Raw genomic sequence first — 16,886 nt, 5'->3', positions numbered from 1 at the left:
ACACGGAAGCGGCGGTGTGGAGGGGAGACAGCTGTCGAACCGCCGCTCTCACTGCTTGTGACCGTGGCCAACGTAGAGCGCGAAGACGTTGAACGCGAGCAGCGTGAGGAACGTGAGGGTCACCTGCGGATTGCCCAGTCCCTGTGCGAGGAGGGGGAGGTGCACAAAGGGGAGGGCGATTGCGACCCAAAACGACAGGAACTGCGCTGGGCCTTTGAGCGAGCGGACGATTCTGTGGGAGCGTTGCTCGTGCTTTCGGTCCGATTCAGGGCCGGACGGACCGATCGATTCGTTCGGGAGCGGGGAGTGATTGGACATCGGTTCGAGGCACCTCGTCTTATCCATACATTCACTGCGGGGATCATATAACGGGTCGAACATTAGCGTGGTTTCGGTCCGTTTCAACCTCGGTAACGGAGACGATACGACGTTTCGAAACGGCCTGAGAATTGTTTAGAAATTTTATACGCTCTCCTCAGACAGTACTCTATTCGTGATCGTTCGCCGTGGTCACAACTAGTGTCCCCGTCCGGTTTGCTCGAGCGGTGGCTTTCGGCTGCGTAATCAGGATGTGCGTACCGTCATCACGGTGTGCATAACGGTGTCACGGCGAGCGCAATCCCCTTGTACCGGCGGCGATATCGGTCTGTCATGAGCGAGCGAACGGCGACGAATACGCGCGAGACGGCCGAGACGTCGATCGAGTGTGCGCTGGCGATCGACGGCACCGGCGACGCCGACGTGGACACCGGAATCGGCTTCTTCGACCACATGTTGACGTCGTTCGCCAAACACGGGCTGTTCGACCTCGAGATCGACTGCGACGGCGACCTCGAGATCGACGATCACCACACGGTCGAGGACGTGGCCATCGTTCTCGGGGGGGCGTTCGACGAGGCGCTCGGCGATCGGTCGGGGATCGTGCGCTACGCCGACCGACAGGTCCCGCTGGACGAGGCCGTCGCCGGTGCCGTCGTCGACGTGAGCGGTCGGTCCCGATTCTACTTCGACGGCACGTTTTCGCAGGCCCGAATCGGCGAGTTCACGAGCGACATGGCTCGCCACTTCGGCGAATCGCTGGCGATGAACGCCGGTCTGACCGTGCACCTCGAGGTCACAGGCGAGAACGCCCACCACGAGGTCGAGGCGCTGTTCAAGACGCTCGCGCGGGCGCTCGACGACGCGACGCGGATCGACGAGCGGCGAACGGGGACGCCGAGTACGAAAGGGACGCTCTAGGACGGGCGACTAGTTATCGGGCCGCTCGAGCATGTCGCGGTTCTCGGTGAACTCGCCCTCCTCGAGCGCGTGATCGACGATCGCACTGATCTCGTGTGTCTCGAGGTCGTAGGCTCCGGCGGCCAGGTTTTCGACGGCGTTGCGCTGGATGGGGAACTCCCGGTTTTGGAGCAGTCTGATGACCTTGCCGTAGCCCGCTGGCGGCCGACTCGTGACGTCATCGTCCGTCGGGTCGTCGACTGCGGCGTCACTCGAGTCCTCCGCTGCCCCGGACTCGTTCGCCCCGTTTTCGGCCGCGGCTTCGACCGTCGTATCTTCGATTGTCGTCTCGTTCGCACCGTCCGCATCCGTCTCCTCGCCATCGGGGTCCGACGCCGCGGCTTCGGATCGCTCGAACGTGATCCCGTCCTCGAGTACCGAACCGATCCGCGAATCGGTGTCGGAGTCGCCGTCAGAAACGGTCGCGTTCGGACTGGACGTCCGAGATTGCTTCTGTGTCGAGTCGTTCGCGGACGCGACGACGGCCCCGCTCGCGTCGTCAGCTTCGTCGGTCTCGTCTGCGGTCGTCAGGCGTTCCTCGCGGCCACCGTCGCGGTCGTCGGTGCCAGCACTGGCTGTCGCACCGGCACTACCGACGCCCGCACGGGCGAGCAGCGGTTCGAGCAGGACTTCGAGCCGATCCCGGCAGGCCGAACAGCAGACGACGCGTCGCTGTTCGGCCTCGGTCGGCTCGAGTTCGGGCGGGACGATTTCGAAGGTGCCGGCGGCATCGCCGGCACAGAAATCACACGTTCGGAGTTCGCGCATGGGAAGCGCTACTGACCGAACCCTCAAAAATCGTCCGTCAGACGGGGTGTCGGTCACCCGACGACCGCTCGGAGACAATCACCGGACATTATACCGCGGCACGCGTACGCACGATAACGAATGTTCGACGAGATCATGGAGAAGTTCGAGGGCTCGCCGAGCCAGCAGGCGGTTATTCGGCTCCTGCTCGAGCGCGGCTTCTCGGTCAACGACGACGGCCGGGTCGTCTCGGGCGGGATCGAAATTCCGAACACGGGTATCGCTCGCGAGATCGGCGTCGACCGGCGCGTCGTCGACTCGACGACCGACGTCATCCTCGAGGATCCGGAACTGCGCCGCATCTTCCAGAACATCTCTCAGGTGCCGAGCCTGATGGATCTCGCGCCGGTGCTCGACCTGACAGTGCTCACGATCACGCCCGGTGACGCCGAACAGAAGGGGATCGTCTCCGGTGTCACCGGCACCCTCGCCGATCACGGAATTTCGATCCGCCAGACGATCAGCGAGGATCCGGAGTTCACCGACGAACCGAAGCTCTACCTGATCACCGATCAGGATCTCTCGGGCGAGGTCTTTACCGCGATTCGCGACCTCGAGTTCGTCCGAAAGATCGAGATCCAGTAGCCCGCACTGTGGGCTCTCGAAGCGCGTCCGGCGACGCGTTGTTCCGGATCACTGTCGGCGCGGTGGATTCGCCAGCGTTGGGGCGAATCCCACGGCCGGGAACGGCCGCCGGTCTCAGTCGTCGCTTTCGGCCTCGTCGAGGATCGCCTCGAGCGCGCTCGTGAGTTCCTCAAATCGATCCATCGACATCTCGTCGGTCGTCACCCAGACGCCGTGTGGCCCGCGAATCACGCGCGAGAGGTAGCCGTTTTCGAACAGCCGGACGGTCGCGAGGTACTCCCCGAGCTGGGTGTTCCGGTACGCCGACTGGGAGCGAAAGCCGAGTCGCTCGTGATCGGCGAAGCCGACGAGATCGGCCGTTCTGTCGAGGTCCGATCGGAGATACACCTGCTCGACGACGTCCTCGGTGAAGTAGGTAATACTGCGCAGTTCGTCGCCGACCGTCGTTCGGCAGGCGCTGAGCAGTTCGTCGGCGAGCATCGGATCGATAGCTTCGTCGTCCATGGTGTCACGAACCACCGTGGGAAGTAAGAACATACTGGTCCCGGTGAGTTAACTCGAGACGAACGCTGCGATGGTGGCTCCCACCGAGGACTGACCCGTCGATCGCTCGTGGGGGACCGACGGGCTCTTTTCGCCGGCGGAAGTAGCGACCCCATGGTCGACGGGACGTCGAGCGACGGCTCGAGAGCGCGACCGGCACGCCACGGGCGCGGTGAACGGCCGTGAGCCGAACGTACCGCACCGTCGCGGGGCCGGCGACCGCCGACTTCGTCGTGCAGGGATCGGAGTTTATCGGACACGTTCGGCCCGTCGAGTCCGTCGAAGCTGCCGAGGCGTTCATCGACGCCGTCGGCGAGGAGTACGCGGACGCCACCCACAACGTCCCCGCCTATCGGGTGCGGACCGGCGACGAGAGCGAGCGGGAGAGCCAGTTCCTCCGCGAGTACTCGAGCGACGACGGCGAGCCCTCCGGCTCCGCGGGCAAGCCGGCGCTGAACGTGATGGCTCAACGGGAGATCGAGAACTGCGCGGTCGTCGTCACTCGCTACTACGGAGGGACGAACCTCGGCGTCGGCGGCCTCGTTCGGGCGTACTCCCGCGCGGTCAAAGCGGCCATCGACGCCGCGGACATCGTCGAAGAGCGGCCCCACGAGTCCGTCTCGATCACCGTCGAGTACGACGACTCGGGAACCGTCCGCGGCATCCTCGAGAGCGAGGGCTACGAGTTCGAGGCCGACTATCAGGCGACGGTTTCGTTCGTCGTCCGGGTGCCGCTCGAGGAGGCCGACGCGTTTCGAGATCGACTCCGGAGCGCGACGAGCGGCCGGGTCGACCTCGAGTGATCCGTTCGATACGGATCCGTTACGATCGGTTCCGGGCCAGCCGCCGATCGACGGCCTCGAGAACGGCTTCGGGATCCTCGAGTTCGTCGCGGTCGAAGCGCACGTCGCGGAGGCCGCGATCGAGGACGAGTTCGCCGTCGCGCAAGCGGGCGTGGGTGATCTCGTCCCACGGGACGAACGACCGCGTGTACGGTCGTCGTTTGACGAGGCCGGCGTCGTAGAACTGAACTTCGCAGCGAGTGCGCCTCGGACCGAACGACCACCGACCTTCGGCGAGACTGTTCGCGATCCAGGCGGCGCCGACCGTCAGCCACACCAGCGCTTGCAGCCAGTTCCCGCTGGCCGCGTTGCCCGCTCCGAGTACCGCGTACAGCGCGAAGAGGGCGGCGTCGAGTCGGACGGAGCCGGGCGGGTCCCACCGCCACGTCTCCTCGGGGTCGCCGGGAGTGACAGTGTCGACGTACCGATTGCCCGCCAGTTGCGAGAGGACGTACCCCGTCGCCAACACGGCGATCGTCGACCAGACCGCGACGACGTCGACGGTGGCCTCGAGCGGCGCGAGCCAGACACCGACGAAGAAGACCGCTGGGGCGACAAGCGCCAGCCGTCGAAGCGGGGTGCGCCCGAGCCGACGCGGAAGGTGCGGGTCGACGCTCGAGAGGGCGACTCCAGCGACAGTGCCGATCACGAAACCAACCGCGTACGTGGTCGTGAGAGCGCCCAGGAGTGGCGAACCGGCTGGAACGGCACCTGTCAACGTGGCTGCTATCGTCGCAAGTCCCGCGAGGAGCGCACCGCTGTAGATGGCAACGATGACCTGAAACGCCGTGTCCGGAGCGCCACTATCGCGGTCGCCGGACGCGTGTGGGGCGACCAAATTGTTGCCAGTCACGAGCTATTGTACGGCCGGATGTGTTAAAAACACAACTAATTCGGAACTCGTCCGCAGACCTCGATCGCTGGCGACGCTTCCGGCCCCGACTGCTCGTCCGACAGGCGGGCGCGGTTGTGATACGGCGGCATGACGATCACTTCCCAACATCAATTCATTTGACAGAAACAACTCCACCCTTCCACACACTGATCGCCCGATAGCTGTGCGATCAGGTGTGCGGTAACTTGTAGTTGCTACGACAGCAGTGTCCTACAGATAGCGAATAGACATGTAGGTCTGTACTCCGGAAGTATTATCACCTAATTTCAAAAGCGTATCACATGAGAGTATGGCTAGCCCATTCACCTCAGCATGGAGACAATATCGATCGGTCCCGATCGTCTATCGGATCGGAATAGCGTTCGTTCTCGGCGCCCTCGTCGGGTTGGCTGTCGGACGGCCGGCGATGTCGCTCCAGCCGATCGGTGATCTGTTCGTCCGATTGCTCGAGATGATCATCGTTCCGATCATCGTTTTCACGCTGCTGATGGCGACGCGGGAACTGACCCCGAAAAACCTGGGGCGGATCGGCGGACAGGTCGTGCTCCTGTATCTCGCCACGACGGCCGTCGCCATCGGGATGGGACTCGGCGTTAGCAACCTCATCAATCCCGGGACGGGAATGACCTTAGAGCAGACGGAGGTCCAGACCGAACAGACGCCGTCCCTGACGGATCAGGTGTTCAACATCGTCCCCGAGAACCCCATCGCTGCGATGGCGGAGGGGAACATCCTCGCGATCATCTTCTTCACGCTCGCCTTCGGCCTCGGAATGACGATGGTTCGAGCGGAAGTCGAACCCGACTCGGCCGTCCGAAACGGTATCGATACCATCTTCGACGTGGTCGATGCCGGCGCGGAGGTTATGTTCAAAATCGTCTGGGGGATCATGGAATTCGGCGTCCTCGGCGTGTTCGCGCTGATGGCGGCGCTGTTCGGAGAGGTCGGCGTCCAGGCCGTCGGAGCGTATTTCTCCCTCTCGATGACGCTCGCGATCGCCGTCGGACTCCAGATCACGCTGGTCTACCTCCTGATCATCGTTCGGGGTGCGGTCGGCGTGTCACCCGTCGCCTTCCTGCGTGGCATCAAGGAGGCGCTCATTACGGCACTCAGCATCCGGTCGTCCACCGCGACGCTCCCCATCTCGATGTCGGACGCCGACGAGAATCTCCGCGTCAAAGAACGCGTATACGGCTTCTCGCTCCCGCTGGGGGCCACGATCAACATGGACGGGACGGCGATGTATCTCGGCATCGTCGCCATCTTCGCGGCGAACATTGCCGGCGTTTCACTCACGCTGGTCGAACAGCTCACCATCCTGCTGACCGCGCTCCTCATGAGCATCGGCACTGCGGGCGTTCCCAGCGCGAGTCTGGTCATGATGGCCGCGGTGTTGACCCAGGTCGGACTCCCGCTCGAGGTGATCGGGATGATCGCGGGCATCGATCCGCTTCTCGACCGCCTCCGTACGATGAACAATATCGCCGGCGATCTGGCGGTCACGACGGTCGTTGCGAAGTGGAACGACGCGATCGACCTTACGTCCGGCGTATGGGCTGACGCGCCCGCCGAGTTCGGTGAGGAGGCCGCTAGCATGACGAACGACGACTGAGTACCCACTATCCCGACACAATGAGACAGCATACGCGAACACTCGCGACCTCGACCGTGAATTCACTCGACGGATACGGCCCTGAAGCCGTACGAACGAGGCCGTCTGGGTTCACATCCTCGTGCGACTCGAGCGGGCAAACCGGGGGTGGATGGGGGTCCCGATTACCGAAAAGCGATCCTGTCCGATCGAGTTGGATCGATGGCACCGCCCGTAGGGTGGGAACGAGTGAATCCGCTCGGACGGGCGTGACCACCTGCTCACCTCCTCGACCCGTCACCGACAAATCGGGACCGGCAACCGTGGTCGGGAGGGTACCGTCGTCGGGGTGGGCACCGTGACCGATCTCGAGCGGACGGAATCCCACGATGCCGGTTGTGCGGAGGACGTCGAAGATGATTCCGCGACGAACGCAGACCGAAACGAATCGATCGTCGATCGGGCACGCGAAATCATCCCTGGCGGCGCACAGACGGGGCTGCGGGCGCAGGCGTACGACACGGGTGACGTCGCCTTCGAGTCGGCGTCGGGCGCCACGCTGACGACCGTCGCCGGTGAGCAGTACACCGACTACCACCTCGGGTTCGGACCGATCGTTCTCGGCCACGCCCACGAGGATGTCGACGCGGCGGCTCGAGCGGCGATCGACGACGGCGTCTTGTACGGGGCGGGCACGGCACCTCTCGAGGTCGAGGTGGCCGAACGCCTCGTCGATCTCTTGCCCAGCGTCGAGATGGTAAATTTCTGCAACAGCGGCAGCGAGGCGACGTATCATGCGATCCGACTCGCGCGAGCCGCCACCGGTAACGAGAAAATACTGAAGTTCGAGGGGTGTTACCACGGGTGGCACGACTACGTCGACGTCAGCGTCTACCCGCCCGTCGACCGCGTCGGCGAGCGCTATCCCGAGTCCGACGGCATGCTCTCAGCGGCCGTCGAGAACACGCTGGTCGCTCCGTTCAACGATCCCGACACGGTCGAGGCGATCGTCCGCGACCACGGCGACGACCTCGCGGCGGTCATCCTCGAGCCCGTTCCCCACTCCGTCGGCTGTCTGCTCCCGCGAACTGAGTTTCTCGAAACGCTACGCGAGGCGACCGCGGTACACGACGTCCCGTTGATCTTCGACGAGGTCATCAGCGGCTTCCGTCACTCGCCACACGGCGTGCAGGGCGAGGTCGACGTTACGCCCGATCTCACGTGCGTCGCGAAGGCCCTGGGCAACGGCTATCCCGTGGCGGCCGTCGGCGGCCGATCGGACTTGCTCGCTCAGGCGGGCGGGGACAACGAGTCCGGCGTTGTCATCAGCGGGACGTACTCGGGCAGTCTCCCGGGACTGGCCGCTGCACGTGAGACCGTCGATACCATCGTCGCCGAGGATATCCAGGCGTATCTGACCGATCTCGGCGATCGCTACCGCGAGGGACTGACCGACCTACTCGAGGACCACGGCATCGACGGACGGATCGTCGGCCACCGGAGCATTTTCACCGTTCAGTTCGGCGTGGACGGTGAACCCCGTGACTACGAGGACGTGCTCGGACTCGACGAGGAGCGCTTCCGCGCGTTCGCGGCGGGCATGCGCGAGCGCGGCCACTTCTTCACGCCGAACCCGTACAAGCGCCACCACCTCTCGGCCGCTCACGACGAGTCCCACCTCGAGTCGTATCTCGATGCTGCCGATGCGGTGTTCACTGAACTCTGAGTCGGTTTCCGAATCAGGGGCCGGTACACTCGACCGTTTCCTCGAGCACTCTTCGTTGTGACCCCCTCCGCACTTCCGATCTGTCATTCCACCGCCAACCTGACTCCGAGGCTTTCTTCCCGTACGACGTACCGGAACGCGAACGCCTGTTACGCTTCTCCCGGAAACAGCGTACGTGAACGCCAGTACTGCGACCGAGTACGACGATCTGCGACGGGTATCGGAGCCGCAGCTCTCGCCGGACGACGAACGCGTCGCCTCCGTTCGACGGACGCCGGACGATGACGACTCGTACGCGGTTGCAGGTGTGGTTGGGGTACCGTCCGTTACCGCCGCAGCCGTCGCTACGAGCCCGGCGGGAAGTGCGCCGCTGTAGCGGTGACGATCGTCCGAAACGCCGTCACCGAGCCGCCGCCGCGTTCACCGGCAGTGGACGCTGAGCCGTACGCACTCACGAGTCATCTCACACCGATCGTATTTAAAAAATCAACCGGTCGATCGAGAACGAACCGTCGTCAGACGTCGCCCGCCGCGGGCGTCGACGTCTCGGCGCTTTTGCTCGGCAGGCGGGAGTGGTTGCGATACGACAGCGCGACGAGAATCGCCAAGCCGATGACTCGCAGCGGGAACGTCACCGAGAAGCCGGTCAGGCCGACGGACATCCCGACCAACGCGAGTGCGTTCTCGCAGACGAGCAGGGGTATCTCTGGGACCATCAGCAGGATCGAGGCGACGGCGTACAGCGCGCGCCGACCGGAGCCGACCGCCGAGTACTGGTGGCCGATGATCGTGACACCGAGTGCGTAGACTCCGACGAACATTCCGACGACGGGGACGACTACCTCGGGCAGGAAGAAGCCGACGTCCGCCACGTCGCTCCAGCCGATGAGGCCCCACTCGCCGTCGACTTCCCGCGCGAGCACGATGCCCGGCGAGAAGATGAAGGCGAAGGGGACGAGGATCTTGTTCAGCGAGAGGAGGAACGCGGTGGTCGCGGTCTTGATCTCGTCGGCCTTCGCGACCCCCGCACCGGCGAAGGCGGCGACGGCGACGGGCGGCGTGACGTCCGCCATCAGGCCGAAGTAGAGGACGAAGAGGTGTGCGGCGACCACCCAGACGCCGATGTCCTCGATCGGGCCGCCGAGCATCGCGATCAGGATGATGTACATCGCGGTGGTGGGCATCCCCATCCCGAAGATGATCGACGCGACGCCCGTCAGGCCGAGCAGGAGCAACACGGAGTTCCCGCTAACGGTGTTAATGAGCGCCGCGAGGTTCGGCCCGAGTCCGGTGACGCTGATGACGCCCGGAACGACGCCCGCGGCGGCGACGGCGACGACGACCGTCGTCGCGGTCTTCGCACCGGAGTCCATCGATTTCAGGACGAACGTGCCGAACCGGTAGCCGGTGTTTCGAGCGAGCGCGGGTCGACCGATAATCGTCGCCGTTTTGCTCGCGGAGTCGTCGACCGCCTCGTCGAGTTCGAGCAGCGGCGAGTCTCCCCGCGGCTGGACGAGGACGAACGCGAGGCCGACGAGGATCGCGATCAGGCCGAGATCCGACGCCGCCGCGGTCGCCGCGCCGCCGAGCGAGTAGGCCGCGGTCGTCGACTCGAGGCCGGCCGCTCCTCGAATCGCGTCGCCAAGACCGGTACCGTACGTCGCGAAGGCCGCGACCTGGGCGAGGTAGAGCGCGGCGATCGATCCCAGCAACGGGAGGCGCGTTCGCTCGTTGTACGCGGCCACGACCGCGATCAGTGCGACGATGACGACGATCGTGTACCAGCCCGAGCGGTTGACCGAGAAGCGAGCGACGACCAGGAAGTAGACCAGCAGGACGAGCGGCACCAGATAGAACCAGCCGGTGCGGAGGGCCGTGGATACGTCGGGAAGTTCCGAGCGCGGGAGGCCGCCGATCCCGCCTTCCACCGCCTCGAAGTGGACCATCACCCACATGCCGAAGAAGAACGCGATGGCGGGCAGGGTGGCCGCCACGATCACGTCCGGGTACGGCGTTCCCGTGAACTCCATGATCAGGAAGGCGGCCGCACCCATCACCGGCGGAAGGATCTGGCCGCCCGAGGAGGCCGACGCCTCGACGGCCCCGGAGAACGAGGGGGAGTAGCCCGAACGCTTCATCAGCGGGATCGTGAACGCCCCGGTCGTCACCGTGTTGGCGATCGACGACCCCGAGAGCATCCCCATGAAGCCGCTCGAGACGGTGCTCGCTTTGGCGGGTCCGCCCTTCCGGGTCCCGGTGAGCGCGTACGCGAGGTCGATGAACCACTTGCCGGCACCGCTCATCTCGAGAAACGCGCCGAAGAGGATGAAGATGTATATGTACCGCACGCTGACGCTGACGGGCGTGCTGAACACCCCCGCCTCGACCGTGTACCAGAGGTTTTCGACGATGCTGTCCCAGGAGGTGGGCTGAATCGACAACGCTCCGACGACCGAGTTCCTCGGGATGAGGTAGCCCCACCGAGCGTAGACGATGAACGACGCGACCAGCCCCATGAGGACGACGCCGAGCGTCCGTCTGGTCGCCTCGAGCACCAGCAGGATGCCGAGTGCGCCGAGGAAGTACGCGAGGGAGAAATCGAGCGGAATTCCGAGCGACACGAGCGGCGACGCGACCGGTTCGAGCCACGGATACACCTCGTGGACCGCCCGCGCGTTCTCGAGGCCGGTGATCGGGATCGACTGAATCTCCTCGTCGAACTCGGTGGTGATGTAGTACGCGGGCCAGAGCGACAGGACGATCAGCAGGCCATCGACTGGCGTGATTCGATCCCGCGAGGGGTCGACGGCCGCCCAGCGGACGCCGTCTGCGAGCCGCGTCGTCGCCCTCGAGAGGGTGTGATCGGTGCCGAAGCGGTCGCGAACGGCCGACGGGATCCGACTCAGTCGCCTCGCGACGAATCCGTCGCCTTCGCTGCCCGGGAACAACAGGAACGCGAGTATCAGCGCGAACGTGACGTGAATCGCGTTGACCTGAAGCTGTTGTAGCGAGACGATCTCGAACTCGCCGAGCATAGGTAGCGTCGCGCCGATCTGGCGGCCGCGGGCGGCGATCCACAGCTGGAACGCCGAAAACGTGATGCCGATCAGGGAGACGAGAACGACCGCGGGGCCCTGAAGCGTTCGGCGTCGCTCGACTTCCTCGAGTACCTTGTCTTTCTCTTCGTTCGAAACTGCGTCGGTGTCGTTCGTATCTATGCTCATAGCAATAGGGTCGCTGACTGCGCGTCGCTTCCGTGTTGATCGTCGACGGACGACTCACTCTCGAGGAGGGCCGTCAGGCGGTCACCGACGGTGCCGTCGATGGACAGGACGACGGAGCCCTCCGACTGTGCGACCAGGTCGTACCGCTCGCCGTCGACGACGAGTTCGTGTCCGGCGATCGGGCTGGGCGAGACGACGAGCTCCTCGTACGAGCCGTCGCCCTCGACGACGAAACCGTCGTCGGTCCGCTCGATCGGTTCGTCCGAGGGCAGCCCCGCGCCGTGGGAGTGAAACACCATTCGATCCGCGCGAAGTTCGGCTCCGTCGACGGCGTAGATATCCTGAACGGGAGTCTTCTCGACGCTGTGCGTGTACGAAAGCGTCACCTCGTCGCCCTCGTCGACGGGGACCTCGAGCAGCCGGTCCCCCGTGTCGGCGTCGGTGACGACCAGCGTGCGGTCGTTCGCTCCCGACGCGACGAGCGCTCCAGTCGCGACGAAAGCCACGAGGAGCACGACGATACCGTACCGTCTGGTCGATCGTTTCATAGCCGGTAACCTAAGTGTGGGAATCGTCACCGGGCGTTATTCGAAGTACGCCTGGGCGCCCGCGTGCAGGTCGATCGGCATCCCCTCCTGGGCCGAATCGACGTCGATAAAGTCCGCCTTGGTATTGATATCGCCGGTGTTATCGAAGATCGCGGTCGTCACTTCCTCGACGACCTCTTCGTCGACGCCGTCGTGCGTGGCGATCATCGCCTGAACCGAGACGGTCTCGACGTCCTCGTCGACGCCGTTGTAGGTTCCACCGGGAACGGTATCCTCGGCGAACCACTCGGCACCGTCGAGGATTTCGTCGCGGAGATCGCCTCCGATCTCGACCAGGTTGATATCCTGATTGGTCGCGAGGCCCTCGATGGAGCCGACCGGCCAGCCGCCGACGGTGAATGCCGCCTCCACGTCGCCGTCTTGCACCTGGTCAGCCGCCGTCCCGAAGTCGGCGTTTTGCTCGTCGAAGTCGCCCTCCTCGATACCGGCGGTCTCTAAGATCTGCAGGGCGTTGACCTGCGTTCCGCTCCCGGGGGCACCGGTGTTGATCGAGGTCCCTGCCAGATCCTCGAGGCTCTCGATTCCCGAGTCGGCCTGCGTGATGACGTGAATCGTCTCGGGGTACAGCGTCGCGACGCCGCGAATGCTCTCCATCTCGTTGCCCTCGAGGTCGTCGATACCGGTTCCGTTGTACGCGAAGTACGCGATGTCGTTCTGGATCAGCGCGAACTCGGCGTCTCCGCCGTCGAGACTGCTGACGTTCGCGACGCTCGCACCGGTCGATTGGACCTGTACGGAGTAGTCCGTATTGTCTTCGATGATCGTCTTGAACTCGCCCGAAAGCGGGTAGTACGTCCCGTCAGTCCCGCCCGCGTGCCACGAGAGACCGTCTCCACTTTCGCCGCCGGAACAACCGGCGAGCGCAGCGACACCGACCCCACCGGCGGCCGCAACGAACCGCCGTCTGTTAATATTGTACTGCATACCTTTATAGCTCGGACCGGGGCTATTTATACATTTTCGATTGTAAATTACGCCGGGAAAACAGTCACTATATGTACTATTAACCGCTCTATTCGATAATCGATTTTCATTTATCCGGAACGCTATCGGAACTTCTCTGCACCGAAACATATAATCGTAGTCACAGGGTGACGGGATGCATGCAACCGATTTCCGCCGCCGACTATCACGATCTGTGTCACGTCGACGACCCACAGCTCTCGCCGGGCGACGAACGCGTCGCCTTCGTTCGGCGAACGCCGGACGATGACGACTCGTACGCGGCGACGATTTACGTCGTCCCCGTCGGCGGCGACGCGGCGACGCCGTTCACCGCGAGCGAGGGCGTCGACAGCCAGCCCCGCTGGAGTCCCGACGGCGACCGACTCGCGTTCGCCAGCACCCGCGGCGAGTCCGACCGACAACAACTGTGGATCGTGCCCACCGACGGCGGCGAAGCGCGACGGGTGACGACGGTTATCGGCGGTATCGACGACCTCGAGTGGAGTCCGGACGGCTCCCGACTGTGCTTTACGCAGCGGGTCACGGCGGGCGACCGCGAGGAAGGACGAGACCGCGCGGTCGACCCCGACTACGAGCGCGAGGAGCCGGATCCGCGGGTGATCGACCGCATGATCTACCGCGCGGGAACCGAGTATTTCGACGGCAAGCGGAGCCACGTCTACGTTCTCGAGGTCGACGACGCGCTCTCGGGGTCGCTCGAGGGGGGCGAATCGGCGGGCGGTGCGCTCACCCGACTCACCGACGGGGACGCCGATTACGTCGCACCCACGTGGGGCGACGACGAGACGGTCTACTACGCCGCCAAAGCCGGCCCGGAACCCGACGATTCGCTCGCGTACGACATCTACGAACACGACCTCGAGCGCGGGGCGACCGCCGGGCCGGACGCCGCCGAAGCGTTCGCGCGGACGACGGGCTGGCTCGGCAGCATGGACGCGACCGAAGACGGCCGCGTCGCATTCGAGTACGCGCCCGAGGAGAAGGCGTCGATGCGCCAGACCGAGATTCGGGTTCACGACCGCGCAACCGGCGACGAGGTGACGCCGACGGAGCCCCTCGATCGCACCGTCGGCCACCGCTGTCACTTCGAGTGGGCACCCGACGGCGAGGCGCTCTACTTCACCACGCCGGACGAGGGCTCGAGGGTCTGCTGGTCGGTTCCGGGCGACGGAAGCGCGGAGCCCACGAGAGTCTACGGGGACGGGGCGACTATCGAGGACTTTTCCGTCGGCGAGAACGCCGTCGCGTTCGTCCAGAGCGAGTGGGACCACCCGGGGGACGTCTTCGTCACCACTCGCGGCGGCAACGAAACCCACCGGCTGACGCGCGTCAACGACGAGTATCTCACGGATCGACCGGTGCGACAGCCCGAGGAGGTGTGGTTCGAGACCGGTGGGGACGCCGGCGGCGACGGTGAACCCGGAGACGAGCGCGAGCGCCGGATTCAGGGGTGGCTCCTCACCCCGCCCGAGTTCGACGCCGACGTGTCGGCCGACGAAACGTACCCGCTGATCGTCGAGATCCACGGCGGACCACACGCCCACTGGACGACGGCGGGGACGATGTGGCACGAGTTTCAAACGCTCGCGGCGCGGGGCTACGCCGTCTTCTGGTGTAACCCGCGCGGATCGACCGGCTACGGCGAAGAACACGCGATGGCGATCGAGCGCGACTGGGGCGAAATCACCCTGACAGACGTCATCGCCGGCCTCGAGACGGTTTGCGAGCGCGACTTCATCGACCCCGACGAGGTCTTCGTCACCGGCGGGAGCTTCGGCGGCTTTATGACCGCGTGGGCGGTCGGAAACACCGACCGCTTCCGGGCGGCCGTCTCCCAGCGCGGCGTCTACGATCTCACCGGGTTCTACGGCTCGACGGACGCGTTCAAACTGGTCGAAGGGGATTTCGGGACGACGCCGTGGGAGGAATCCGACTTCCTCTGGGAGCGCTCGCCCACCGCTCACGTTCCCGCCGTCGACACCCCGACGCTCGTGATGCACTCGGACCGGGACTACCGCACGCCAGCGAACACCGCCGAACTGTTCTACCTCGGGCTGAAGAAACACGGCGTCGACACCCGTCTCGTTCGCTACCCCCGCGAGGGCCACGAGCTCTCCCGCTCGGGCGAACCGGCCCACGTCGTCGACCGACTCGAGCGCACCGTCCGCTGGTTCGACGGCTACTCCGACCATCGCGACGCGCCGCCCGCGCTCGAGCGGGAACGGGATGCCGACCTCTCGAGTGCGCCCGAGGAGTAACTGCGAACCGCACGTATCGACCGGGGAACCGCCACCGCGATGACCGTTTCGTCTGGAACGCCAGGCGATAACCCCCGCGGAGACGGTGTCTGTCGTCGGTTCGACTGGAAACGAGGGGGTTCCGGCGGTCGAACGGGACACTACTACGGTCGTCCCGTCCCTCGACTCAGTATGGACAAGAACGTCGGCGGGTTCGACCGCGCGCTTCGGGTCGTCCTCGCCATCGCGCTGTTGGTCTTCGGCTACCGGAATCAGGACCGAACGGTCGGGACGCTCGCGTTCGTCGCCGGGAGCGATCTCTTCGCGACCGCGCTCGTCCAGCGCTGTCCGATGAACGCGTTGTTCGGAATCGACACCTGTAACGGCGACCGGTAGCAGGCCGCGGTCCGAATCGGCGGTCGTTCTCGAGCGGAAATCGAACCGGCGACGCGTCCGTCTACTCCTCGTCCGCGGGGTCGTACTGGACGGCGTCGCCGCTGACCGGCGGCGCGCCGATCGCGATGACTTCGACGACGTCCTCGGCGTCCGCCGGATTGTACGCTCTGTGGGGTGCTTCGGGCCGGGCGGCGAACAGTGACCCCTCCGGCACGTCGAACTCGCCCTCGGGCGTCTCGACGCGAAGCGTCCCCGAGAGTACGACGAACGCCTCCTCCTGTTGTTCGTGGTAGTGGTAGGCCAGCGGCAGCTGCTCGCCCGGCTCCGCGCGAAACCGGTTGAGCGCGACGCGTTCTACGCCGGCGGGCTCGCTCAGCCGGCGGAGATCGCAGGGGCGTTCTTCGACCGCCTCGAGTTTGTCGGGATCGACGACGCTGTAGTCCATAGCCGTGGCTAGCCGTCGATCAGCAAAAAGGCGCTGACTCGAACCGAGTCGATCGGGCGAGCCGTCAGGTCGTCCGGAACGCGCGGTCGCCGGCGTCGCCCAGCCCCGGAACGATGAACCCGTTGTCGTCGAGTCGGTCGTCGATAGAGACCGTCAGCAGGTCCGCTTCGGGGCACTCCTCGCCGACCCGGAGCAGTCCGTCCGGCGCTGACACCGCGGAGAGCACGATCAGGTTCTCCGGATCCGGCGAACTCTCGATGACGTAATCGAGCACGGTACACATCGTACTCCCCGTCGCGAGCATCGGATCCGCGACGATCACGGTATCTTCCTCGGTGATCTCGGGTAGTTTCACGTAGTCGACGGTGATCGGAAACGAGCCGTCCTCGCTGCGGCCGGCCTCCTCGTCGCGGCTCGCGCTGATGACTCCCTGGCGCGCACGCGGGAACGCCTTCAGTAATCCCTCCACGAACGGCGTCGCCGCGCGCAGGACGTTGATGATCACGACGTCGTCGAGCCCGCGGACGCGCTCGCCCATCGTCGGCTCGAGGGGCGTTTCGATCTCGACGTACTCGGTCTCCATCCGGCCGTCGATGATCTCGTAGCCACAGATGCGGCCGAGTTTCACGAGCCCCTTGCGGAAGCTGACCTGCTCGGTTTCGACGTCACGAATCCGCGAGAGCGTGTCCTTCGCCAGTGCGTGTGTGATGAGGTGGGCGTTATCCCGGTCTTCGATCGGCATA

At 65.1% G+C, this 16,886-nt stretch carries 17 protein-coding genes; 8 read left to right on the top strand and 9 right to left on the bottom strand.

All coding sequences use genetic code 11. From position 1 onward, the window contains the following. Nucleotides 1-48: 48 nt before the first annotated feature. Nucleotides 49-318: a hypothetical protein gene (locus tag DWB23_RS17425; RefSeq protein ID WP_121744327.1), complete on the bottom strand. Its 270-nt coding sequence runs from the start codon at nucleotides 316-318 to the stop codon at nucleotides 49-51. A 333-nt stretch (nucleotides 319-651) separates the two neighbouring features. Here DWB23_RS17425 and hisB point away from each other — a divergent pair, with 333 nt between their 5' ends. Next, the gene (gene hisB / locus DWB23_RS17420) at nucleotides 652-1,239 is read left to right on the top strand and encodes an imidazoleglycerol-phosphate dehydratase HisB (protein ID WP_121744045.1); all 588 of its coding nucleotides are present in this window, start codon (nucleotides 652-654) and stop codon (nucleotides 1,237-1,239) included. A 9-nt stretch (nucleotides 1,240-1,248) separates the two neighbouring features. Here hisB and DWB23_RS17415 read toward each other — a convergent pair whose 3' ends face one another. Further along, on the bottom strand, nucleotides 1,249-2,046 hold the full coding sequence (locus DWB23_RS17415) for a hypothetical protein (RefSeq protein WP_121744044.1): 798 nt from the start codon (nucleotides 2,044-2,046) through the stop codon (nucleotides 1,249-1,251). 120 nt (nucleotides 2,047-2,166) lie between these two features. On the opposite strand from DWB23_RS17415, the gene DWB23_RS17410 reads away from it, so the two are divergent. Beyond that, complete coding sequence (locus tag DWB23_RS17410) at nucleotides 2,167-2,670, top strand: amino acid-binding protein (protein ID WP_121744043.1); 504 nt, start codon at nucleotides 2,167-2,169, stop codon at nucleotides 2,668-2,670. A 114-nt stretch (nucleotides 2,671-2,784) separates the two neighbouring features. Here the strand turns inward: DWB23_RS17410 and DWB23_RS17405 are convergent, their stop codons facing one another. Continuing rightward, a complete protein-coding gene (locus tag DWB23_RS17405) occupies nucleotides 2,785-3,174 on the bottom strand; it encodes a DUF7522 family protein (RefSeq protein WP_121744042.1) in 390 nt (129 codons plus the stop codon). Nucleotides 3,175-3,395: 221 nt separating this feature from the next. On the opposite strand from DWB23_RS17405, the gene DWB23_RS17400 reads away from it, so the two are divergent. Then, on the top strand, nucleotides 3,396-4,016 hold the full coding sequence (locus DWB23_RS17400) for an IMPACT family protein (RefSeq protein WP_121744041.1): 621 nt from the start codon (nucleotides 3,396-3,398) through the stop codon (nucleotides 4,014-4,016). Nucleotides 4,017-4,035: 19 nt separating this feature from the next. On the opposite strand, the gene DWB23_RS17395 is transcribed toward DWB23_RS17400, so the two are convergent. Next, complete coding sequence (locus tag DWB23_RS17395) at nucleotides 4,036-4,908, bottom strand: hypothetical protein (RefSeq protein WP_238717494.1); 873 nt, start codon at nucleotides 4,906-4,908, stop codon at nucleotides 4,036-4,038. A gap of 331 nt (nucleotides 4,909-5,239) precedes the next feature. Here DWB23_RS17395 and DWB23_RS17390 point away from each other — a divergent pair, with 331 nt between their 5' ends. The 3 genes from DWB23_RS17390 to DWB23_RS17380 all read left to right on the top strand — a co-directional run bounded on the left by DWB23_RS17390 (nucleotide 5,240) and on the right by DWB23_RS17380 (nucleotide 8,643). Further along, nucleotides 5,240-6,562, top strand: a complete 1,323-nt coding sequence (locus DWB23_RS17390) for a dicarboxylate/amino acid:cation symporter (protein WP_121744039.1) — start codon at nucleotides 5,240-5,242, stop codon at nucleotides 6,560-6,562. Between the two features lie 337 nt (nucleotides 6,563-6,899). Further along, nucleotides 6,900-8,267: an aspartate aminotransferase family protein gene (locus tag DWB23_RS17385; protein WP_121744326.1), complete on the top strand. Its 1,368-nt coding sequence runs from the start codon at nucleotides 6,900-6,902 to the stop codon at nucleotides 8,265-8,267. Nucleotides 8,268-8,442: 175 nt separating this feature from the next. After that, complete coding sequence (locus DWB23_RS17380; RefSeq protein ID WP_121744038.1) at nucleotides 8,443-8,643, top strand: hypothetical protein; 201 nt, start codon at nucleotides 8,443-8,445, stop codon at nucleotides 8,641-8,643. Nucleotides 8,644-8,782: 139 nt separating this feature from the next. On the opposite strand, the gene DWB23_RS17375 is transcribed toward DWB23_RS17380, so the two are convergent. From DWB23_RS17375 to DWB23_RS17365, 3 genes are read right to left on the bottom strand one after another with little or no spacing between them, the layout of a single operon-like run. Then, nucleotides 8,783-11,491, bottom strand: a complete 2,709-nt coding sequence (locus DWB23_RS17375) for a TRAP transporter permease (RefSeq protein ID WP_121744037.1) — start codon at nucleotides 11,489-11,491, stop codon at nucleotides 8,783-8,785. Beyond that, the gene (locus DWB23_RS17370; RefSeq protein ID WP_121744036.1) at nucleotides 11,488-12,039 is read right to left on the bottom strand and encodes a DUF1850 domain-containing protein; all 552 of its coding nucleotides are present in this window, start codon (nucleotides 12,037-12,039) and stop codon (nucleotides 11,488-11,490) included. The genes DWB23_RS17375 and DWB23_RS17370 overlap by 4 nt, the downstream gene beginning before the upstream one ends. 36 nt (nucleotides 12,040-12,075) lie before the next feature. Next, nucleotides 12,076-13,023, bottom strand: coding sequence for a TAXI family TRAP transporter solute-binding subunit (locus DWB23_RS17365; RefSeq protein ID WP_121744035.1), 948 nt, complete (start codon nucleotides 13,021-13,023; stop codon nucleotides 12,076-12,078). Between the two features lie 179 nt (nucleotides 13,024-13,202). Here DWB23_RS17365 and DWB23_RS17360 point away from each other — a divergent pair, with 179 nt between their 5' ends. Together DWB23_RS17360 and DWB23_RS17355 are read left to right on the top strand one after the other, a co-directional pair. After that, the gene (locus DWB23_RS17360; RefSeq protein ID WP_121744034.1) at nucleotides 13,203-15,323 is read left to right on the top strand and encodes a S9 family peptidase; all 2,121 of its coding nucleotides are present in this window, start codon (nucleotides 13,203-13,205) and stop codon (nucleotides 15,321-15,323) included. 171 nt (nucleotides 15,324-15,494) lie between these two features. Beyond that, entirely contained in the window at nucleotides 15,495-15,698 is a 204-nt protein-coding gene (locus DWB23_RS17355; protein WP_121744325.1) for a YgaP family membrane protein, read from the top strand. Between the two features lie 61 nt (nucleotides 15,699-15,759). Here DWB23_RS17355 and DWB23_RS17350 read toward each other — a convergent pair whose 3' ends face one another. Together DWB23_RS17350 and upp are read right to left on the bottom strand one after the other, a co-directional pair. Beyond that, complete coding sequence (locus DWB23_RS17350) at nucleotides 15,760-16,143, bottom strand: cupin domain-containing protein (protein WP_121744033.1); 384 nt, start codon at nucleotides 16,141-16,143, stop codon at nucleotides 15,760-15,762. Between the two features lie 64 nt (nucleotides 16,144-16,207). After that, entirely contained in the window at nucleotides 16,208-16,885 is a 678-nt protein-coding gene (gene upp / locus DWB23_RS17345) for a uracil phosphoribosyltransferase (RefSeq protein WP_121744032.1), read from the bottom strand. Between the last annotated feature and the right edge of the window lies 1 nt (nucleotide 16,886).

This window comes from Natronorubrum halophilum, from assembly GCF_003670115.1.
Lineage (GTDB): Archaea > Halobacteriota > Halobacteria > Halobacteriales > Natrialbaceae > Natronorubrum > Natronorubrum halophilum.
The sequence above is the reverse complement of the archived record's forward strand: the minus strand, read 5'-3'. Positions and strand labels throughout refer to the sequence as shown.